General features: G+C 61.9%; 19 protein-coding genes. 15 read left to right on the top strand and 4 right to left on the bottom strand.

From position 1 onward, the window contains the following. Nucleotides 1-7 precede the first annotated feature (7 nt). From rsmH to KW842_RS18610, 15 genes are all read left to right on the top strand, one after another. On the top strand, nucleotides 8-973 hold the full coding sequence (rsmH, locus tag KW842_RS18680) for a 16S rRNA (cytosine(1402)-N(4))-methyltransferase RsmH (RefSeq protein ID WP_218305628.1): 966 nt from the start codon (nucleotides 8-10) through the stop codon (nucleotides 971-973). Then, the gene (gene ftsL / locus KW842_RS18675) at nucleotides 970-1,245 is read left to right on the top strand and encodes a cell division protein FtsL (RefSeq protein ID WP_090186438.1); all 276 of its coding nucleotides are present in this window, start codon (nucleotides 970-972) and stop codon (nucleotides 1,243-1,245) included. Before rsmH ends, ftsL begins: the two co-directional genes overlap by 4 nt. Beyond that, on the top strand, nucleotides 1,242-3,017 hold the full coding sequence (locus tag KW842_RS18670; RefSeq protein WP_218305627.1) for a penicillin-binding protein 2: 1,776 nt from the start codon (nucleotides 1,242-1,244) through the stop codon (nucleotides 3,015-3,017). The genes ftsL and KW842_RS18670 overlap by 4 nt, the downstream gene beginning before the upstream one ends. Further along, nucleotides 3,014-4,582: a UDP-N-acetylmuramoyl-L-alanyl-D-glutamate--2,6-diaminopimelate ligase gene (locus KW842_RS18665; protein WP_218305626.1), complete on the top strand. Its 1,569-nt coding sequence runs from the start codon at nucleotides 3,014-3,016 to the stop codon at nucleotides 4,580-4,582. Before KW842_RS18670 ends, KW842_RS18665 begins: the two co-directional genes overlap by 4 nt. Then, nucleotides 4,582-5,979 (top strand): UDP-N-acetylmuramoyl-tripeptide--D-alanyl-D-alanine ligase, encoded by a 1,398-nt coding sequence (gene murF / locus KW842_RS18660; protein WP_218305625.1) that lies wholly within the window; start codon nucleotides 4,582-4,584, stop codon nucleotides 5,977-5,979. The genes KW842_RS18665 and murF overlap by 1 nt, the downstream gene beginning before the upstream one ends. 2 nt (nucleotides 5,980-5,981) lie before the next feature. After that, nucleotides 5,982-7,151 (top strand): phospho-N-acetylmuramoyl-pentapeptide-transferase, encoded by a 1,170-nt coding sequence (mraY, locus tag KW842_RS18655; RefSeq protein WP_218305624.1) that lies wholly within the window; start codon nucleotides 5,982-5,984, stop codon nucleotides 7,149-7,151. Further along, entirely contained in the window at nucleotides 7,151-8,746 is a 1,596-nt protein-coding gene (gene murD / locus KW842_RS18650) for a UDP-N-acetylmuramoyl-L-alanine--D-glutamate ligase (protein ID WP_218305623.1), read from the top strand. Before mraY ends, murD begins: the two co-directional genes overlap by 1 nt. Then, nucleotides 8,746-9,966, top strand: coding sequence for a putative lipid II flippase FtsW (gene ftsW / locus KW842_RS18645; protein ID WP_218305622.1), 1,221 nt, complete (start codon nucleotides 8,746-8,748; stop codon nucleotides 9,964-9,966). The genes murD and ftsW overlap by 1 nt, the downstream gene beginning before the upstream one ends. Further along, nucleotides 9,963-11,030, top strand: a complete 1,068-nt coding sequence (gene murG, locus KW842_RS18640) for an undecaprenyldiphospho-muramoylpentapeptide beta-N-acetylglucosaminyltransferase (RefSeq protein ID WP_218305621.1) — start codon at nucleotides 9,963-9,965, stop codon at nucleotides 11,028-11,030. The genes ftsW and murG overlap by 4 nt, the downstream gene beginning before the upstream one ends. Beyond that, the gene (murC, locus tag KW842_RS18635) at nucleotides 11,027-12,418 is read left to right on the top strand and encodes a UDP-N-acetylmuramate--L-alanine ligase (protein ID WP_218305620.1); all 1,392 of its coding nucleotides are present in this window, start codon (nucleotides 11,027-11,029) and stop codon (nucleotides 12,416-12,418) included. Before murG ends, murC begins: the two co-directional genes overlap by 4 nt. Before the next feature lie 3 nt (nucleotides 12,419-12,421). Beyond that, nucleotides 12,422-13,390: a D-alanine--D-alanine ligase gene (locus KW842_RS18630; RefSeq protein ID WP_373925207.1), complete on the top strand. Its 969-nt coding sequence runs from the start codon at nucleotides 12,422-12,424 to the stop codon at nucleotides 13,388-13,390. A 7-nt stretch (nucleotides 13,391-13,397) separates the two neighbouring features. Next, on the top strand, nucleotides 13,398-14,213 hold the full coding sequence (locus tag KW842_RS18625) for a cell division protein FtsQ/DivIB (protein ID WP_218305619.1): 816 nt from the start codon (nucleotides 13,398-13,400) through the stop codon (nucleotides 14,211-14,213). Between the two features lie 14 nt (nucleotides 14,214-14,227). Next, nucleotides 14,228-15,460, top strand: coding sequence for a cell division protein FtsA (ftsA, locus tag KW842_RS18620; RefSeq protein ID WP_218305618.1), 1,233 nt, complete (start codon nucleotides 14,228-14,230; stop codon nucleotides 15,458-15,460). Nucleotides 15,461-15,601: 141 nt separating this feature from the next. Then, nucleotides 15,602-16,828, top strand: a complete 1,227-nt coding sequence (gene ftsZ, locus KW842_RS18615; protein ID WP_090186387.1) for a cell division protein FtsZ — start codon at nucleotides 15,602-15,604, stop codon at nucleotides 16,826-16,828. Between the two features lie 75 nt (nucleotides 16,829-16,903). After that, entirely contained in the window at nucleotides 16,904-17,407 is a 504-nt protein-coding gene (locus tag KW842_RS18610; RefSeq protein WP_218305617.1) for a peroxiredoxin, read from the top strand. Nucleotides 17,408-17,445: 38 nt separating this feature from the next. On the opposite strand, the gene KW842_RS18605 is transcribed toward KW842_RS18610, so the two are convergent. The 4 genes from KW842_RS18605 to KW842_RS18590 form a co-directional block, all read right to left on the bottom strand. Next, nucleotides 17,446-17,931 carry a sulfite oxidase-like oxidoreductase gene (locus tag KW842_RS18605; RefSeq protein WP_229223785.1) on the bottom strand — a complete coding sequence of 162 codons (486 nt, stop codon included), beginning with the start codon at nucleotides 17,929-17,931 and terminating at the stop codon, nucleotides 17,446-17,448. Between the two features lie 9 nt (nucleotides 17,932-17,940). After that, entirely contained in the window at nucleotides 17,941-19,908 is a 1,968-nt protein-coding gene (locus tag KW842_RS18600; RefSeq protein WP_218305616.1) for a TonB-dependent siderophore receptor, read from the bottom strand. 231 nt (nucleotides 19,909-20,139) lie between these two features. Continuing rightward, nucleotides 20,140-21,150 carry an FAD:protein FMN transferase gene (locus KW842_RS18595; protein WP_218305615.1) on the bottom strand — a complete coding sequence of 337 codons (1,011 nt, stop codon included), beginning with the start codon at nucleotides 21,148-21,150 and terminating at the stop codon, nucleotides 20,140-20,142. Between the two features lie 48 nt (nucleotides 21,151-21,198). Continuing rightward, nucleotides 21,199-21,510, bottom strand: a complete 312-nt coding sequence (locus KW842_RS18590) for a cytochrome c5 family protein (RefSeq protein ID WP_218305614.1) — start codon at nucleotides 21,508-21,510, stop codon at nucleotides 21,199-21,201. Nucleotides 21,511-21,572 lie beyond the last annotated feature (62 nt).

Genomic DNA, 21,572 nt, shown 5'->3' with positions numbered 1-21,572 from the left:
CTGTCACATGACCACGACAACGGTGCCTGAATTCCAGCATCGCACGGTGCTGCTAGACGAAGCGGTGGATGCGCTGGCGCTGGATGGCGCGCGCGCCAACGGCATATTCGTCGACGGCACGTTCGGCCGTGGCGGCCACTCGCGGTTGATCCTGTCGAAACTGGGCGCCAACGCACGCCTGATCGCTTTCGACAAAGACCCGCAAGCCATCGCCACCGCCGAACAGATTACCGACGCCCGCTTCAGCATCGTCCACGACAGCTTTGCCACCATGCGCGAGTCGCTGGCGGCCGAGGGCGTGGACAAGGTCGACGGCATTCTGCTCGACCTGGGCATCTCGTCGCCGCAGGTGGATGACGCCGCACGCGGCTTCAGTTTCCGCAACGATGGCCCGCTCGACATGCGCATGGACACCACGCGCGGCATGTCGGCGGCGGAGTGGCTCGCCACTGAAAACGAACAGACACTGGAAAAGGTGATAAAGGAATATGGGGAAGAACGGTTTGCTTTTCAGATTGCAAAGGCGATTGTTGCTCGCCGGGCAGTCGAGCCAATTTCAAGCACACGACAGCTTGCCGGCATCGTGGCAGGCGCGGTCAAGACTCGGGAGAAGGGCAAGGACCCGGCCACCCGCACATTTCAGGCTATCCGGATTTTCATCAATAAAGAGCTTGAAGACCTTGAAATCGGTTTGAACCGTGCCTACGACAGCCTGGCGCCGGGCGGGATTATCGCCATCATCAGCTTCCATTCGCTGGAAGACCGCATGGTGAAGCGCTTCTTCGCGTCCAAGGCGAATGTCGAGCAGCCGGACCGCCGCCTGCCGATCCGCGCGGTCGACCTGCCGCAGCCGGAGCTCAAGCTGCTGTCGAAGATGAAGCCGTCGGATCAGGAGATCGATGACAATCCGCGTTCCCGTTCGGCGGTGATGCGCGTAGCGCGCCGCCTGCCGATTCCTGCGGAGGCTGCATGAGCGGCAAGATTAACCTGGTGCTGGCGGCCTTGCTGGTCGCTTGCGGCCTGTCGCTGGTCAACGCACAGTACCAGGCGCGCCATCTGTTCATTGAACTGGAACGCACGCAGTCGCAGGCGCGCCAGCTGGATATCGAATGGGCGCAGCTGCAGCTGGATCAATCCACGCTGGGCAAGCACGCACGCATCGAAGAGATCGCGCGCCGTGACCTGAACATGACGCCGCTGACTGCGGCGCGCACGCAGTACCTGACGCCGGAGCACGCAAAATGAGCCGCGGCAGCAATGTGAACACCTCGCGCGTGGCCGCCTCGAAAGGCGTGGCCTTCTCCAAGAGCCCAGTATTGGCAGTCCGTCTGCCAACCTGGCGCTCGCGCGTGGTGCTGTTCGTATTGTTTGCCGCCTTCGCCGCACTGGCCGCGCGCGCCCTGTGGCTGCAAGGCTTGTCGACCCAGTTCCTGCAAAAGCAGGGCGAGGCCCGCTACGCGCGCACGCTGACGCTGCCGGCCACGCGCGGCAAGATCACCGACCGCGATGGCCAGGTGCTGGCGTCGTCGGTGCCGGTCAAAGCCATCTGGGCCAACCCGGACGAGGTGCAGGATGCGCCGCCGGGAAAACTGCGCGAACTGGCCAAGCTGCTCGACATGAGCAATGCCGAGCTGCAGAAAAAACTCGATTCCGATCGCAGCTTCGTGTTCCTCAAGCGCCAGGTCGAAATGGGTGCGGCCGAGCAGATCGCCAAGCTGGGTATTCAGGGCCTGGGCGCGGAGCGCGAGTACAAGCGCTTCTATCCACAGGGCGAGGTGACCACCCACGTGGTTGGCTTTACCAATCTGGAAGACGTCGGCCAGGAGTCGATGGAACTGGCGCAGCAGAAAACGCTGGTCGGCCAGCCGGGCACCCGCCGCGTCATCAAGGACCGTCTTGGCCACATCGTTGAAGACATTGGTTCGATCCGCGAGCCGCACGACGGCAAGGACCTGACGCTGTCTATCGACAGCAAGATCCAGTACATCGCTTTCACCCAGATCAAAGACGCAGTCGAGAAGTTCAAGGCCAAGGCCGGTGCGGCGGTGGTACTGGATGTGCATACCGGCGAGGTGCTGGCGCTGGCCAACTGGCCGAGCTACAACCCGAACGACCGCTCCAAGCTGACCGGCGAACAGCTGCGCAACCGCGTGATGACCGATACCTTCGAGCCTGGTTCGTCGATGAAGCCGTTCCCGGTAGCGATGGCGCTGGACGCGAAAAAGATCACGCCGCACACCATGTTCGATACCGGTAACGGCTCGATGGTGATTGGCGACCGTGTCATCCACGACACGCATCCGCACTACATGATCGACGTGCAGACCATCATCCAGAAGTCGTCGAATATCGGCACCACCAAGATCGCCTTCGGCATGCCGGCGCAGGACCTGTGGGAGATGTTCACCAAGCTCGGTTTCGGCCAGCAGCCGAAGTGGGGCTTCCCTGGCGCCGTGGCCGGCCGCGTGCGTCCGTATAAAGCGTGGCGGCCGATCGAACACGCCAATATGAGTTTCGGCCAGGGTATCTCGGTGTCGCTGATCCAGCTGGCGCGTGCTTATATGGTGCTGGCGCGTGACGGCGACATCATTCCCTTATCGTTCCAGAAGGTACACGAGGCGCCGCACGGCACCCAGGTGATCAGCCCCAAGACCGCCGCCGAAATGCGCGAGATGCTGGAAATGGTGACGCTGCCGGGCGGTTCCGCCGTCAAGGCGCAGGTGCCTGGCTACCGCGTTGGCGGCAAGACTGGTACAGCGCAGAAGTTCGTCGGCGGCCGCTACTCGCACACCAAATATATCGGCAACTTTGTCGGCATGGCGCCGATGTCGGACCCGCGCTTTATCATCGCCGTGATGCTCGACGAGCCTAGCGGTGGCGTGACGTATGGCGGCGACGTTGCCGGTCCGGTGTTCTCCGCGCTGGCGGCGCAGGCGCTGCGCGCCAAGAACGTGGCGCCGGACTCGGACCTGACCCATATCATCATTCCTGAATCTGCAGCACAGGGGAACATGTGACGACTTCTACTTTCGACCCGTTGGCTATTGCAGCCGCAATCCGCAAGCTGGCGCCGACGGCGAACCTGGCTTCGGATTCGCGCCGCATCAAGCTGGGCGATGTGTTCTTCGCTTTTGCGCCAGTCGCGGGCGAAACCGCCGACGGGCGTAACTTTATCGACGGCGCCATCGAGCAGGGCGCCGCGCTGGTGGTGCTCGATCCGGCCGGCTTCAGCTGGAATGACAAGTGGAGCGTGCCTTACCTGACGGTGGAAAACCTGAAGCAGCACGCCGGCGCCATCGCGCACGCCTGCTATCAACAGCCGGACGCCGGCATGTTCACCGTTGCCGTCACCGGCACCAACGGCAAAACTTCCAGCGCCGTCTGGCTGGGCCAGGCGTTGTCGCGCGGCGGCGAACCGGCTGCTGTCATCGGCACGCTGGGTGTAGGCGTGTTCAAGCCGCGCGGCGAAGTGGAATACGACGTGACCGGCTACACCACGCCGGATGCAGTGCTGCTGGCGCGTTCGCTGGCAGATCTGCGCGAGAAGGGCGCTGCCTCGCTGGCAATTGAAGCTTCGTCCATCGGCCTGGAGCAAGGCCGCCTGTCCGGCATGCACTTCGACGTGGCGCTGTTCACCAACCTGACCCGCGACCATCTGGACTATCACGGCACCATGGAAGCCTACGAGGCGGCCAAGCTCAAACTGTTCGACTGGCCTGGCCTGAAAACGGCAGTGGTCAACCTGGACGATCCTGCCGGTGTGCGCATCATCGACCACCTGAAAGCCAAGCCCGCGCCACTGGCTGGCGAGATTCCGTTGATCGGCTATACACTGCACGACAGCACCGCGCGCCCGGATATCGACGGCGTCGTGCTGCTGCGCGCCAGCCAGCTGCGCGCCGGCCGCAGCGGCGGCACCGAGTTCCACCTGGAGTGCCCGCTGGGCGTGGCGCAAGTGCGCACGCAACTGGTCGGCGGCTTCAATATCAGCAACGCGCTGGGCGTGCTGGGTGCAGTGCTGGCCAAAGGTCTGGGCCTGCGCGCCGCCATCGAAGCGGTCGAAGCGCTGGAATCAGCGCCCGGCCGCATGCAGCAGGTGGGTGGCCAGGATGCGCCGCTGATTGTCATCGACTACGCGCATACGCCGGATGCCTTGGAAAAAACCCTGGCCGCGCTGCGTCCTGTGGCCAACGACCGTGGCGGCCAGCTGTGGTGCGTATTCGGTTGCGGCGGCGACCGCGATCCGGGCAAGCGTCCGCAAATGGGCAAGATCGCGCAGGCGGCGGATCATGTGCTGGTCACCAGTGACAATCCACGTAGCGAAGAACCACATTCGATCATTGAGCAGATTTTGGCCGGCATGGACCAGAACAATCCGGCATCGACCGTGCAGGCGCTGGATGACCGCGCCGGCGCGATCCTTTCGGCGATCAAGCATGCGGGCAAGCCGGATGTGATTCTGCTGGCCGGCAAAGGCCACGAGCCGTACCAGGAAATCAAAGGCAAGAAGCTGCCATTCTCGGATGCCGATCACGCGCAGCTGGCGCTGTCGGCGCGTTTAACCATGATGAGGACGAATTAATGCGTGCAGCAGTCGCACAAATTCTGCCTTCGTTGACCGGCGCACGTTTAGTGAACGCCGGCGATGCTGTATTCAACGGCGTGTCGACCGACAGCCGTAGTGTTTCCGCAGGCGCGCTGTTCGTTGCCCTGCGTGGTGAAGTATTTGACGCTCACAACTTCCTGCCGCAAGTGGCGGAGCAGGGCGTCGCCGCAGTGGTCGTGGAGGAACTGCCGGAAGGCTGGACCGAATCGACCAACATCGCGGCCATCGTTGTGCCGAACACGCTGGTGGCGCTGGGCCAGATCGCCAACTGGTGGCGCAAGCAGTTCAGCATTCCAGTCATCGGCGTCACCGGCAGCAATGGCAAGACCACGGTGAAAGAAATGATCGCCGCGATCCTGGCGGCCGCCCACGGCGAAGAAGGCCGATTGGCTACGCGCGGCAACCTGAATAATGAAATCGGCGTGCCGCTGACGCTGTTCCGCATGGATGTGCAACAGCAGTCGGCGGTGATCGAGATGGGCATGAATCATCCGGGCGAGATCAGCCGCCTGGCCGCCATCGCCGGCGCAAATATCGCCATGGTCAACAACGCGCAGCGCGAGCACCAGGAGTTCATGCACACGGTGGAAGCGGTGGCGCGCGAAAACGGCTCGGTGTTGTCGGCATTGCCGAAGGATGGCGTGGCAGTGTTCCCGCATGGCGATGAGTTCACGCCGATCTGGGAAGAACTGTCGGCCGGCCGCCGCATGCTTCGTTTTGGCCTGAGCAAGGACGCGGAAGTCAGCTGCACCTTCCGCGCCAGCGATTTCGAAAGCGAGATGTTCATCACCATCTGCGAGAGCGAGGCGGACACACAGCAGTTCTTCGTGCGCCTGCAAGCGGCCGGTGAACACAATGTGCGCAACGCGCTGGCCGCAGCGGCGTGTACCTATGCCGCTGGCGTGTCGCTGGGAAAAATCAAGCTGGGCCTGGATACCTTTGCGCCGGTCAGTGGCCGCCTGCAAAAGAAGCAGGCCGTCAACGGCGCCGTGGTAATCGACGACACCTACAACGCCAATCCGGATTCGGTGCGCGCCGCCATCGACGTGCTGTCAAAAGCTGCTGCACCGCGCGTGCTGGTGCTGGGCGATATGGGCGAAGTCGGCACGCAAGGCCGCGAGTTCCATGAAGAGATTGGCGCTTACGCGCGGGATAAGGGCATCGAAACGGTGCTGGTAACAGGCGAACTGGCCGCGCACATCCGAGGCGCCAACGTTCGTCATTTTGAAAACTTTGGCGATTTGCTGTCTGCTGTTGAGGCAGCGGTGTCGCCTGATGCAACTGTATTAATCAAGGGCTCCCGTTTCATGAAGATGGAGCGGGTCGTGCAGCATTTGATTGGGTCGCAACAAGCTAACAAGGAAAGTCACTAATCATGCTGCTCTGGCTCGCACAATTCTTCCAGGATGATCTCGGTTTTCTCCGGGTCTTCAACTTCATCACCTTCCGTGCGGTGTTCGCCACCGCGACGGCGCTGTTTATCGGCCTGGCCGCTGGTCCGTTCGTAATCCGCAAGCTGACCGCAATGAAGTACGGCCAGGCGGTGCGCACCGATGGTCCGCAGACCCACCTGAAAAAACATGGCACGCCAACCATGGGCGGTGTGCTGATCCTGCTATCGATCGCGATTTCCACGCTGCTGTGGTGCGACCTGTCGAACCGCCTGATCTGGCCGGTGCTGATCGTCACGCTGGGCTTTGGCGCGGTGGGCTGGGTGGATGACTACCGCAAGGTGGTGTACCAGGACCCGGAAGGCATGCGCTCGCGCGAGAAGTATTTCTGGCAGTCGCTGGTGGGTATCGCTGCCGCGCTGTATCTGGCGTTTTCGGTGTCGGCGCCGAATACCGGCAAGGTGTTTGAGCTGTTCTTTGCCTGGGTGCAGTCGGGCTTCTCGATGGACCTGCCGCCGAAGGCCGACCTGATTGTGCCGTTCTTTAAAACCATCAGCTATCCGCTGGGTGTATGGGGCTTCATCGCGCTGACCTACTGTGTCATCGTCGGTTCGTCCAACGCCGTTAACTTCACCGATGGCCTGGATGGTCTGGCGATCATGCCGACGATTATGGTCGGCTCGGCCCTGGGCTTGTTCGCTTACCTGACCGGCAGCGTGACCTATTCGAAGTATCTGTTTATTCCGCACATTCCTGGCGCGGGCGAGCTGATTATCTTCTGCGGTGCGCTGGCTGGCGCTGGTCTGGCTTTCCTGTGGTTTAACACCCATCCGGCGCAGGTGTTCATGGGCGACGTGGGCGCGTTAGCGCTGGGCGGCGCGCTGGGCACCATTGCGGTGATCGTGCGTCAGGAAATCGTGTTATTCATCATGGGCGGCATCTTCGTTGCGGAGACGGTGTCGGTGATGATTCAGGTGACGTGGTTCAAGTACACCAAGAAGCGCTATGGCGTTGGCCGTCGCGTGTTCCTGATGGCGCCGCTGCATCACCACTTTGAACAAAAAGGCTGGAAAGAGACCCAGGTCGTCGTGCGCTTCTGGATTATCACGATGATACTGGTACTGGTTGGACTCTCGACGTTGAAACTGCGCTGATGATTTACGAAGGCAAAAACGCACTGGTATTAGGGCTGGGGGAATCCGGCCTGGCGATGGCGCTGTGGCTCGCCCGCAGCGGCGCGCGCGTGCGCGTTGCCGACACGCGTGAGGGGCCGGATCGCCTGCCAGCATTGCAGGCGGCTGTTCCTGATGTGGAATTCGTCGCTGGCCCGTTTGGCGCGTCACTGCTGGACGGCGTGGACTTCGTGACCGTCAGTCCTGGCTTGGCGCCGAACCGCGAGCTGGCAGAAATTGCGCCCGCCGCCGCTGCCGCCGGCATTGAAGTATGGGGTGAGATCGAGCTGTTCGCGCAGGCGCTGGAGTCGCTGAAAGAAACGCGCGGCTACGTACCGAAGATCATCGCCATCACCGGCACCAACGGCAAGACCACCGTGACCACGCTGGTCGGTCAGCTGTGCGAACGCGCCGGCAAGAGCGTGCGTGTCGCCGGCAACATCAGCCCGGCCGCACTGGATGTCCTGCGCGAAGTGCTCGACGCCTCGCCAGCGCCCGCCGAAGCCGCAGCACCAGACGCCGATGCGGAACCGGCCGCCGCAGCGCCATCCACGCTGCCTGACATCTGGGTGCTGGAGCTGTCGAGCTTCCAATTGCAGACGACCTTCACGCTGGAAGCCGACGCGGCGACTGTGCTGAACGTGACACAAGACCACCTCGACTGGCACGGCGACATGCCATCCTACGCTGCCGCCAAGCACCGCATCTTCGCCGCCAACACCGTTCGCGTGCTGAACCGCGACGACGCGACCACCATGCGCATGGCCAGCGCCACCGGCCACAATGTCACCTTCGGCACCGACGCTCCAGCCCTGCGCGATGACCTTGGCCTGAACAACGAGCGCGGCGTGCTGTGGCTCGCCACCGCCATTCCGGCAGAAGAAGAGGGCGAACCGAAGAAGCGCAAGAAAAACGATCCACCGCCGCCACCGGTCGAGTGCATCGTCAAGAATCTGATGCCCGCCGACGCGCTGCAAATCCGTGGCGTCCACAACGCCGCCAACGCGTTGGCCGCGTTGGCCCTGTGCCGCGCCATCGACCTGCCGCTGGCGCCGCTGCTGCACGGCCTGCGCGAATATCGCGGCCAGCCGCATCGCGTGGAACTGGTCAGCGCCATCAACGAAGTTGAATATTACGATGACAGCAAAGGCACCAATGTCGGCGCCACCGTGGCAGCATTGAATGGCCTGGGCAAAGCCTTCACCGGCGACAACCAGCGCCTGCTGGTCATCCTGGGCGGCGACGGCAAAGGCCAGGACTTCGCACCGCTGGCAGAACCGATGCAGCGCTACGCCCGCACCGCGCTGCTGATCGGCCGCGACGCTGCACAAATCCGCGCCGCGCTGGAACGGTCCGCGCGTGAGCAGGGCGGTGAACTGGCGTACACGCTGGAAGACTGCGGCACCGATCTGCCGCAAGCCGTCAAGCGCGCCGCCGAACTCGCGCACGCCGGCGACGCCGTACTGCTGTCGCCCGCGTGCGCCAGCATGGACATGTTCAAGAATTACGCGCATCGCGCCCAGGTGTTTATCGACACCGTGCGCGACATCGCGCTTGACGCTGGACAGGAGATCTGATGGCCTTGCAGCTGCCGTTCCGCTTTGGCTCCAAGCTGGCTGAAACGCCGCTGGAGAGCCGTGCGCGGCAGTCCAAGATGATGGAGTACGACCAGCCGCTGGTGTGGGTCACGCTGCTGCTGATGCTGCTCGGGATGGTGATGGTGTACTCGGCTTCGATCTCGCTGCCGGATTCGCCGAAATTCGCCAACTACGTTCGCTGGCAGAATACCTACTTCCTGCAACGCCAGGCCATGTTCATCGCTGTCTCGCTGGTCGCTGGCCTGTTCGTGTTCCGCATCCGCATTGCGGACCTGCAGAAGGCTGCGCCTTATCTGTTCATCGGTACGCTGGTGCTGCTGGTGCTGGTGCTCATCCCAGGCATCGGCGTGGTGGTCAACGGTGGCCGCCGCTGGCTGTCGCTGAAGGTATTCAACGTCCAGCCGTCGGAGCTGATGAAGGTCGTGGCCGTGCTCTACGCCGCTGACTACACCGTGCGCAAGCAGCAATACATGCACAAGCTGACCAAGGGCTTTATGCCGATGGCGGCGGCGATCGGCTTTGTCGGCCTGCTGTTGCTGCTGGAACCGGACCTGGGCGCATTCGGCGTAATCGTCTGCATCGCCATGGGCATCCTGTTCCTGGGCGGAATCAATGCGATCTGGTTCGGCGGCATCGGCGCCGTGCTGGTGACGATCTTCGTCTCGATCATCGCACTATCCAAATTCCGCCGCGAGCGCTACTTCGCTTACCTGAATCCGTGGGAAGAAGACAATGCACTGAACAAGGCATACCAGCTGACCCACTCGCTGATCGCTTTCGGGCGCGGCGAGATTTTTGGCGTTGGCCTGGGCGGCAGCGTAGAAAAGCTGCACTACCTGCCGGAAGCGCATACCGACTTCCTGCTGGCGGTGATCGGCGAAGAACTTGGCCTGGCCGGTGTGCTGGTGGTGATCGCGCTGTTCTACTGGATCATCAAGCGTGCTTTCGATATCGGCCGCCAGGCCATCGCCATCGACCAGACCTTTGCTGGCCTGACGGCCAAGGGCATCGGTATCTGGATTGGCGTGCAGACGTTTATTAACATGGGTGTGAACCTGGGCTTACTGCCAACCAAAGGCTTGACCCTGCCGCTGATGAGCTATGGCGGTACGGGTGTTGTGATTAACTGCATCGGGCTCGCGATCCTGCTCCGGATCGACTACGAGAACCGGGTTCTGATGCGTGGTGGCAGACTATGAAACGACTGATGATTATGGCGGCCGGCACGGGCGGTCATATTTTCCCTGGCCTGGCGATCGCGCAAACCATGCGCGCGCGCGGCTGGGAAGTGAGCTGGCTGGGTACGTCCAGCGGCATGGAGCAGGAGCTGGTGCCGAAACATGGCATCGCGATGGACAGCATCAACTTCACCGGCATGCGCGGCAAGGGCTTGAAGCACTCCCTGGGGGGGGCGCTGAAGATGGTGAAGGCGTTCGCTGACTGCTTCGGTTTCATCGGTAGCCGCAAGCCGGACGTGGTGCTGGGCATGGGCGGTTACGTCACCGTGCCGGGTGGCCTGATGTCGCGCATGCGCGGCACGCCGCTGGTGCTGGTCAACGCCGATGCCGCGCTGCTGCTGTCGAACAAAACGCTGGTGCCGTTCGCGGACCGGGTGTGCTTCGGCTTCCCTGCGGAATTCGGCAGCGCGGCCAGCAAGGCGGTGGTGTCGGGCAATCCGGTGCGCGAGGAGATTCTTGACGTGGCGCCGCCAGCCCAGCGTTTCGAGGGCCGCGAAGGCGCGCTGCGCATCCTGGTGGTCGGTGGCAGCCTGGGCGCGAAAGCACTGAACGACGTGTTGCCGGCGGCGCTGGCGCTGATTCCGCAAGCACAGCGTCCGCTGGTGACGCACCAGTCGGGCAAGAAGAATATCGATGCGCTGCGTGCCGCGTATCAGCAGGCCGGCGTGACGGCCAATGTGGTCGATTTCATTGACGACATGGCGGCGGCATACAGCGCTGCGGATCTGGTGATCTGCCGCGCGGGCGCCATCACCATTTCGGAACTGACGGCGGCCGGCGTGGCCAGCGTGCTGGTGCCACTGGTTGCATCGACCACCAGCCATCAGCGCAACAACGCGCAGTGGATGGCAAAACAGAAAGCGGCGATACACATGCCGCAAACGGAATTGAGCGCGCAATCGGTTGCGACGCTGTTGGAAACGCTGACCCGCGCGTCCTGCCTGGCCATGGCCATGGCAGCGCGCGAAGTCGGCAAGCGCGATTCGAATGAGGCAATCGCTAAAGTATTGGAAGAATTGGTATGAAGCATAAAGTACAGAACATACACTTCGTCGGCATCGGTGGCAGCGGCATGAGCGGCATTGCGGAAGTGCTGCTCACGCTGGGCTACAACGTATCCGGCTCGGACCTGGGCAGCAATGCTGTGACCCAGCGCCTGGCCGGCATGGGCGCGACCGTGTATCAGGGCCACGCGGCGGAAAACATCGGCAAGGCCGATGCCGTCGTGACCTCGACCGCTGTGCAGCAGGACAATCCTGAAGTCGTCGCAGCGCGCAGCCGCAAGATTCCTATCGTTCCGCGCGCGGTGATGCTGGGCGAGTTGATGCGCCTGAAGCGCGGCATCGCCATCGCCGGCACCCACGGCAAGACCACCACTACCAGCCTGGTGGCGTCGGTGCTGGCGCAGGGCGGGCTGGACCCGACCTTCGTCATCGGCGGCCGGCTGACCAGCGCGGGCGCCAACGCCAAGCTGGGTACCGGCGAGTACCTGGTAGCGGAAGCCGATGAGTCGGATGCATCGTTCCTGAACCTGACGCCGATGATCGAAGTCATCACGAATATCGACGCCGACCACATGGAAACCTACGAGCACGATTTCGAAAAGCTCAAGCAGGCTTTCGTCCACTTCACGCACCGCCTGCCGTTCTACGGCCGCGCCATGCTGTGCATCGACGATCCGCATGTGCGCTCGATCCTGCCGCATGTGACCAAGCCGGTCACCACCTACGGATTTGCCGAGGATGCTGAAGTGCGCGCCGTGAACGCCCGCGCCGTCGGTGTGGAAATGCACTTTACTGTCAAGCAGGAAGGCTATCCGGATCTGGACGTGGTGCTGAACCAGCCTGGCCTGCACAATGTGCAGAATGCCTGCTCTGCCATCGCCATCGCGCGCGAGATCAATATTCCGGACAGCGCCACCCAGGCTGGCCTGGCTGGCTTTGCCGGCGTTGGCCGCCGCTTCACCAAGTATGGCGATGTTGCGATTCCAGGTGGCGGCAGCTTTACGCTGGTGGACGACTTCGGCCACCACCCGCTGGAAATGGAAGTGACCATGGCTGCCGCGCGCGCCGCCTATCCGGGCCGCCGCCTGGTGCTGGCTTTCCAGCCGCACCGCTACAGCCGCACCCGCGATTTGTTTGAAGACTTCGTCAAGGTACTGGGCGCACCGGATGTGCTGGTGCTGGGCGAAGTCTACGCTGCCGGTGAAGCGCCAGTGGTGGCTGCCGACGGCCGCGCGCTGGCGCATGCATTGCGCGCACGCGGCAAGACGGAACCGATTTTTGTTGAGGCGATCGGCGATATGCCGGAAACCATCATGGGCGTGGTGCGTGACGGCGATGTCGTCATGACCATGGGCGCAGGCTCGATCAGCGGCGTCCCGGCCAAACTGACTAATTATCCAAAGGTCTGAATCGTGAGTACCCTGAATCCACAACACGTACAAGACGCCAGCGCATTCGGCAAGGTCGGCGTGCTGTTCGGCGGCCGTTCCGCCGAGCGTGAAGTATCGAATATGTCCGGCGCCGGCGTGCTGGCCGCGCTGCAAAGCAAAGGCATCGACGCCCATCCTTTCGATCCGGGCCAACGCTCGCTGGCTGAACTGGCGGCGGAAAAATTCGACCGCGTGTTCATCGCGCTGCACGGCCGCTACGGCGAAGACGGCAGCCTGCAGGGCGCGCTGGAACTGCTGGGCATTCCGTACACCGGCAGCGGCGTGATGGCCAGCTCGGTGGGCATGGACAAGATCACCACCAAGATCGTGTGGCTGAACGCCGGCCTGCCGACGCCGCGCTACGCGGTGCTGAACGCGCAGTCCGACCTGGCCGCCACCGCCGCCGACCTGGGCCTGCCGCTGATCGTCAAGCCGCCGCATGAAGGTTCGACCATCGGCATCACCAAGGTCAACGAAGCGGCTGAGTTCAAAGCCGCCTACGACACCGCCGCCGCGCTGGACGATTCGGTGCTGGCGGAAGAATTTGTCACTGGCCGCGAATTCACCGTGGCGGTGCTCGGTACTGGCGCCAGCGCGCGTGCGCTGCCGGTGGTGGAGATCGTCGCGCCGGAAGGCAATTACGATTACCAGAACAAGTACTTCACCGACGACACCCAGTATTTCTGCCCGGCCGCGCTGCCAGAGGCGCTGAGCGAGGAAATGCGCCGTATCGCCGTGGAAGCGTATCGCGCGCTGGGTTGCGAGGGCTGGGGCCGGGTTGACGTGCTGCTGCGTGAACGCGATCAGAAACCGTTCCTGCTGGAAGTGAACACCTCGCCAGGCATGACTGGCCACTCGCTGGTGCCGATGGCGGCGCGTGCGGAAGGCATCAGCTATGAAGACCTGTGCGTGGAAATCCTGCGCAGCGCACGCCTGAAGATGAAGGGATAAGCAGTAGATGTGGCATGACGTGAAGGCTTTGAATGCTACCGCCAGCAGCTTGTTCGTGCTGACGATACTGGCATGCATCGCGTCCGGCGTGTGGTGGGTGTCGCAGCGTCCGATGTTTAACCTGCGCACGATACGTATTGAGAATATCGCGAGCGACGATTTAAAGCATGTGAACCACCTGACGCTGCGTAACAACGCGCTGGGCCGGATCAAGGGCAACTTCTTCACCACCAACCTGGACGCGGTGCGCCAGGCATTTGAGTCGGTGCCCTGGGTACGCCGCGCCACGGTACGGCGCGAATGGCCGGACCAGCTGATCGTGGCGCTGGAGGAGCATGAGGCGCTGGGAACGTGGGGCGAGGATGGCCGGCTGCTGTCGACCAAGGGCGATGTGTTCACCGCCAACCTGGCCGAGGCGGAAGAGGATCATGCGCTGCCGGAGTTTGACGGTCCGGATGGCAGCGAGAAGGAAGTGTTGTTGCGGTACGCCGAGTTGCGCAACTGGTTTGCGCCGCTGAAGCTGGTGCCGCAGGCGCTGTCGCTGTCCAGCCGCTATGCGTGGACGGTGCGGCTGGATAACGGTATGAGCGTGGCGCTGGGTCGGGAACAGACTACCGCCACGCTGAAGGAAAGGGTGGACCGCCTGGTGGGGATTTATCCGCAACTGGTGGAGCATTTACCGAATATAGAAGCGATAGACATGCGGTACCAGAACGGTTTGGCGCTGAGCGCGCAGGGATTGAAGATTCCGGCGGAAGGCGCGAAACGAAAACCAGCAGTGAAGAAACCAACGGCCAATAAACCGGACACCAAGCATAACTAGCAGGCAGAAAAGAAATGACTAAAGACGCGAAAAACCTGATCGTCGGCCTCGATATCGGCACCTCCAAGGTGGTGGCCGTGGTGGCCGAGGTGATGGGCGATGGACGCCACGAAGTGATCGGCCTGGGCCAGCACGAATCGCGAGGCCTGAAAAAAGGCGTGGTGGTCAACATCGAAGCGACCGTTGAATCGATCCAGCGCGCGCTGGAAGAAGCGGAGCTGATGGCCGACTGCAAGATCCGCAATGTGTACGCGGGCATCGCCGGCAGCCATATCCGCAGCTTCAATTCGAGCGGTATGGTAGCGATCAAGGACAAGGAAGTGACGGCGACCGACGTAGCGCGCGTCATTGAAACGGCAAAGGCGGTTAACATTCCGACCGATCAGCAATTGCTGCATACGGTGCCGCAAGAATTCATCGTCGACAGCCAGGAAGATGTGCGCGAGCCAATCGGCATGAGCGGCATCCGCCTGGAAGTCAAAGTGCACATCGTCACCGGCGCGGTGTCGGCGGTGCAGAACATCGTCAAGTGCGTGCGCCGCTGCGGCCTGGAAGTGTCGGACCTGATCTTGCAGCCGATGGCCTCGGCCGACGCGGTGCTGACAGTGGATGAGAAAGAACTGGGCGTGGTCCTGATCGACATCGGCGGCGGCACGACCGACGTGGCGGTGTTCTCCGATGGCGCGATCCGCCATACGGCGGTGATCCCGATCGCCGGCGACCAGATCACCAACGATATCGCGATGGCGCTGCGCACGCCGACCACCGAAGCGGAAGAGATCAAGATCCGCTACGGCGTAGCCAAGCAGGTGCTGGCTGATCCGGGCGAGTCGCTGGAAGTGCCGGGCCTGGGCGACCGCGGTCCGCGCAACCTGTCGCGCCAGGCGCTGGCTGCTGTGATCGAGCCGCGCGTGGAAGAGCTGTTTGCGATGGTGCACCAGGTGGTGCGCGAGTCCGGCTACGAAGGCGTGCTGTCGTCGGGCATCGTACTGACCGGCGGTACTTCGATCATGCCGGGCATGGTCGAGATGGCGGAAGACATTTTCCTCAAGCCGGCGCGCCTGGGCACGCCGGACTACCGTGGCCAGCTGGCCGACGTGGTGCGCAGCCCGCGCTACGCGACCGTGCTGGGCCTGTTGCAGGAAGCGAAAAAGCAGTATCTGCGTGGCCACATCGTCACGCGGCAGGATGGTTCGGTGAAGGCAGTCTGGCAGCGCATGAAGGAATGGTTCCTCGGGAACTTCTGAGGCAGATACGAAACAACGCAGTACAAAACAACGCAGTACAAACGCAAATTTTTTATATTAAACCGCAGTTTTCAATCTCCAGTTCTCCTACAATTATGAGGACTGGCGCTTGAAAACCGCATTCTGATAGGGAGTCACATCATGGAGTTCGATATGGTCGATAACGCAGCTTTGGGCACCGTCATCAAGGTCGTCGGGGTCGGCGGTGCGGGTGGTAATGCGGTGCAGCACATGATCAACAAAGGCATGTCCGGCGTGGAGTTCATCGCCGCGAATACCGACGCGCAAGCGCTGTCGACTTCGAAGGCCGACAACATCATCCAGATCGGCGACACCGGCCTGGGCGCTGGCATGAAGCCGGACGTCGGCCGCAAGCTGGCGGAAGATTCGCGCCAGCGCATTGAAGACTCGCTGCGCGGCGCGCACATGGTCTTCATCGCTGCCGGTATGGGCGGCGGCACCGGCACTGGCGCCGCACCGATCGTCGCGGAAGTGGCGAAGTCGCTGGGCGCACTGACCGTGGCCGTGGTGTCGAAGCCGTTCTCGCACGAAGGCCAGAAGTGCATGGACATCGCTGACGAAGGCCTGGAACAGCTGTCCGCCAACGTTGACTCGCTGATCGTCATCCTCAACGAAAAACTGGAAGAGATCTACGAAGACGAATCGCTGATCGAATGGCTGCAACACGCTGACGATGTGCTGAACAACGCGGTGGCCGGTATCGCCGAGATCATCAACGTGCCTGGCCACATCAACGTCGACTTCAACGACGTGAAAACCATCATGGGCGAGCAGGGCAAGGCGATGATGGGCACCGCTACCGCTGCTGGCGTGGACCGCGCGCGCATCGCTGCCGAGCAGGCAGTTGCCTCGCCGCTGCTGGATGGTGTCGACCTGTCGGGCGCACGCGGCGTGCTGGTCAACGTTACCGCATCGCGTGGCCTGAAAGGTAAAGAGATCAAGGAAGTCATGGCTGCCGTGCGCGCCTTCGCTGCGCCAGACGCATCGATCGCACAAGGCATCGCCTACGACGACGAGATGGGCGACAGCATCCGCGTGACCGTGGTGGCCACCGGCCTGGGCAAAGCCAAGAAGCATGTGCAACTGGTGCCACAGCAAATGCTGCGCACCGGCACCCACAACAGCCCGATGATGCCATCGGCTGCCATGGGCGGCGCAGCTGCAGCGCAGGGCATGTCGATGGGCGCCACCGGCGGCATGGGCGGCGGCGCTGCACCGGCGTTCGACGGCATGAAGGCGCCAGCAGTATGGCGCCGCGAGTCGGCATCGGAGCAAGTGCGCGCGATGGAGAAGAACGGCATGGAAACCTACGACATTCCAGCCTTCCTGCGCAAACAGGCCGATTAAGGCATACTTCGGGTTCTACCCAAGGAAAGAGCCGCACTGGGTGCGGCTCTTTTTACATTTACAGAGGAGTTATCCATGACCATCAAGATCGGCGACAAGCTGCCGGAAGGCGCACTGTCCGAATTCATCGAAACCGAAACCGAAGGCTGCTCGCTGGGCCCGAACACTTTCAATGTGCAGGATCTGGTCAAAGGCAAGAAGATCGCCATCTTCGGCCTGCCAGGCGCCTACACCCCAACCTGCTCGGCGCAGCATGTGCCTGGCTACGTCAAGCTGGCCGATGAGCTGAAAGCCAAGGGCGTGGATGAGATCTGGTGCATCTCGGTCAATGACGCCTTCGTCATGGGCGCATGGGGCCGCGACCAGAAAGCCACCGGCATCGTCCGCATGATGGCCGACGGTAACGCTGCTTACTCGAAAGCGCTGGGCCTGGACGCCGACTTCAGCAAGTTCGGCATGGGCACCCGCTCGCAGCGCTACTCGCTGCTGGCGGTGGACGGCGTAGTCACCCAGCTCAACATCGAGCAGGGCGGCAAGTTCGAAGTCTCCAACGCCGAGACTCTGCTGGGTCAGCTGTAATAAATCCGGGGTCAGTTGGCGGAACTGACCCTGGATCTTTAATCGACGATTTTTCTGATCTCGATGCTCTTCAGCCAGCGTACGTGGCGTGGGCCGGTGCGCAGGTCTTTGGTGGAGATCATGGCAATGCGGCCTTCGTCGTCGGCGAGCGCTTTGCCGTCTTTTTCGAAGAAGATCAGCACGCTTTCGCCTATCGGCGAGTTAAATATTTCTGACCACGAGTACACCACTGCATAGCCGTCGCTGGCGGTGGCGATGATGGCCATCTTCTTCACGTCGTTGTGATTGCTCGATATCACCTTGGCGCGATCCAGCAGGGCGCGAAGGGTGACGCCGTTGCGGTTTTGCTGTTGCTCCAGCGGGAACTGGCGCAGGTCGTTCACGTCCAGCTTGAGCGGATGCTCCACGGCGCCGGTGACGCTCAGTTCGGTCGTGACGTATTTGCTGGCGTTGTTCAGGTCCGGGTGGGCCCAGGCGGTGCTAGCGCTCAGGGTGAGTGCGATCAGTAGCTTACGGATGCTCATGGTAATTCCTTAGTAGCGGTAGGTGATGTTGCCGAACCACTGGCGGCCAGCGCTGGGGAAGCCATCTGCCAGTGCATAGTTTTTGTCGTTGAGGTTGGTCACGCCGGCTTCCATCGATACATGCGCCACAGGGCGATAGGCCAGCTTGAGATTCAGCGTGGTGAAGCCTGCCAGTTCGACGGTGTTGGAAGCCCAGCGGCTGCTGTTGTGTTCTGCAAAGGCGACCACGTCGACATCGCCGCGTGGATGCAGCGAGGCCTGAGCGGTCAACTTTTGTTTTGGTACGTCGGTCACGCGGGTCGAGGCCGAGCTGACGTTCTTCAATGCGGTGTAGGTGTAAGCGGCGCCGATATCGGCCCAGCGGTTAAGTGCCGTGCGCGCATCCACCTCAAAGCCGGTGCTGCGGACCTTGCCGACATTGCGCATCTGCGACTTGTTGCCGGAGACGTTGGCAAGCGCCTGGATCTTGTCGGTCACATCGCTGTAGAACAGCGCCGCCTGCAACTGGCCGCCTTGCCATGGCCGGCCTTGATAACCGACCTCGTAGTTGCGTGCTCGTTCCTGGCGCAGCGCTGGATTTTCGATGTAGGTGCCGAGGCGTTGCGAGTAACGATCCTTCAGCGTTGGCAGCCGCGATTTCTGGGCGATGGTGGCGTACAGCCTGTCATTGCTGTTCAGATCATGGAACAGGCCTGCTTGCCTATCGTGTGCGGTTTTCTTGTCCGGCAGCGAGTAGGCATTGCCGCTGCTGAAGACATCTTTCGGCTTCATCTGATGCATGCCTGCACCCACCGACAACATGGTAGCCTGTGTTAGCTGGATGTTGTCTTCCAGTGCATAGGACATCAGCTCATCCTTGAAGATGGACATGGTCGCATCATATGCGTCGGTCTCGACGTGTTTGTCGAGTTTGTAGTGGGTGATCAGGCGTAGCGTGTGCTGATCGAGCCGGCGCGATTCCAGTTCAAGCGATGCGCCATTGGTCCAGTCCTTGTAGATGCTGCGCCCGGTGCCGACGCTGCCAGAGCCGGAGGGCTTCAGCGTCGCGTAGCTGCCGTTGGTGTAGCTGTCGACTTCATTACCGTAGGTGTCGTGATAGGCGCGTACCTTCAGCGTTTCCTTGCTGCTCAGCGCAGTGCGCGAGATGAAGTACAAGCTTTCCTTGTCCCAGTATGGCCATTTCCAGTAACGCGCGGTGGCGGGATCGGTCGATGGCGGCTGGCCCTTGACCCCGTGCTGCTTATAGTAGCTGAGCGCGTATTCGTCGCTCCCAGTCGGCGTCCAGCCGAATTTCAGCGACACCTTGCTGTCGCGGCGATAGGCGTTGTTGCGCGAGCCGCCGTCTTCGCTGGCGGTCGGTTTGAAGTCAGAAGAGAGCGGGAAGGTGTCGGCCTGATCATACGAGGCTCCTGCCTGCATATACCACTTGCCCTGGTTGGTGCCGACGTTGGTAGAAGCGATGCGTCCGCTGCCGCTGCTGACGCCGAGCATGGCGTCGGCCTCCAGTGCTGTTTTCGGTTTGCGCGATACCAGATTGATTGCGCCGCCCAGCGCGTTGGGACCGTAAGACATCGAGCTAAAACCTTTGGCGACCTGAATCCCGGCCAGGTAGGCCGTGCTGAAACGGTTGAAGTCGACGTAGCCGTCATACGGCACATATACCGGAATGCCATCGATATAAAGCGGGACCTGGCGCGAATCGAAACCGCGCACGGCGATGGTTTTTTCGTTGCGCGAGTTGGTCGATAGCGTAATACCGGACAGCAGGTTCAACGCATCGCCGACATTCTCGCGATTGAATTCGCGCATCTCCTGACGGCTGACCAGCGATGACACCTGCTCCCTGCCGATTTCCCCCACTTCGCTGCGTGCGCTGCTGATGAGCACTGTGCCCAGGCCGAATGGCACCACCTCCTGCGCGTAAGCCCCACTGGTCGCCAACACTGGTATGGCCAGTGTCCATATCCGCTTTTTCATCCCTCTGCCTCTCGCTGTATAGTTAAGTATATAGCGATGATAGAATCAAACTACGCACAGGTCGATAGGCCAAAGTATCTAGGTCTTGGCTGGCGCAGGAGTTTTATCAGGACTATCGCGATTTGAGCTACCCGCAATTGCTGAATGAGCTGAAGAGCATCAAAGGCCGCATGCTTCAATTTAATACCTCATCGCGGTATGCGAATGCGCGTGGCCGCATCCGCAAATGGCTCAAGGCTTGTGAGTGGCGTCGATGCGCGCCTGCATCGCAGGCGTCATGTGAACCTGGTGCTGGGCGTCGACCAGCAGCACTTCTTTAAGATCGAGCTTGGCGGCCATGGCTTGCCAGCCTTCCGGGCCGGCGATGAACAGCGGCTTGGAGTGGCCGTCCGAGCGCAGGCCGGGATCGCGGCCGCCGCCGGCGATAATCGTGACCGATGCCACCAGATCGATCGGATAGCCGGTGCGTGGATCGATGATGTGTGGGCGGCGCTTTCCATCCTTCATGAAGTAGCGTTCATAGTCGCCGCTGGTGCCGATGGCTTCATTATCGTGCAGCGCGATCTGCGCCACCGTGCCGGCGCCGCGCGGATCGCGGATGCCAACCTGCCATGGCCGCTCACCTGGCTTGCCGATGGCGATGACGTTACCGCCGATATTAACCAGCGCCGCTTTCACATGCGCTTCGCGCAGCAGCATCGCGGCGCGGTCCAGCGCATAGCCTTTGGCGTAGCCGCCAAGGTCGATCATCACTGCTGTGTTGACGCTGCTGATGGTGTTACCGTCATAGCGCAGATCGGACAGCGACGGATGGGCATCGACCCAGCGTTTGATCTCCGCCTCCTCCGGGCCTTGCGCGCTGATGTCATTTTTCTGGAAGCCCCACAGCCGTATCAGGTGGCCGATAGCGGGATTGAATAGCAGGCCGGAACGTGTGGACAGCTTCTCGGCCGATTTGAGCAGCCCGGCCATTTCGGCATCGGCGCGGAATGGCTGGCCCTTGGCGATGCTGTCGTTCAGTGCGGTCAGCATGCTGGGTTGCCACGCGTGGAATTTGCGGTGCAGGCGGTCGAATTCGCGCAGTACTTCGTCGCCGAGCAGGTCGGCGCGTTGTTGTGATCCACCGTAGATGGTAATCGAGACTGTGGTGCCGAACACATGGCCCTCGGTTTTGTAGAGCCGCTCCTCACTTGAGCAGGCGCTCAGGAACAGCAGAATGGCCAGCAAGGCGCGGGTGAACATGGTGTTTCTCCGGAAGCGGCCGCCGACCGCAGTCGGCGGCCAGCGGTATTAATTACTCTTGCCGATCATGTAGTCGACGATGGCTTTCAGTTCGTCGTCCTTCAGGCCCGGATTGCCGCCACGCGGCGGCATCATCTTCACGCCCGAGATGGCGCTGGCGTACAGCGCCGGCTTGCCCTTTGCGATGCGCGGCTTCCACGCGGCCTTGTCGCCAACCTTGGGCGCACCCATGATGCCGGCCGCATGGCAGGCCGCGCAGGTGGTGGTGTAGGTCTTCTCGATCTTGGCTGCGTCCGGCGCAGCGGCGGTGGCGGTGGTGACGGCAGCCAACATGGCTGCCAGCATCAGTAACTTCTTCATGGTCTATCTCTCTCTTCAAAGTGAACCGGCATATACCGGGATAAAAAAGGATCGTCGCACCC

It is taken from the genome of Duganella sp. sic0402, from assembly GCF_019219065.1.
Classification (GTDB): Bacteria; Pseudomonadota; Gammaproteobacteria; order Burkholderiales; family Burkholderiaceae_D; genus Rugamonas.
The sequence above is the reverse complement of the archived record's forward strand: the minus strand, read 5'-3'. Positions and strand labels throughout refer to the sequence as shown.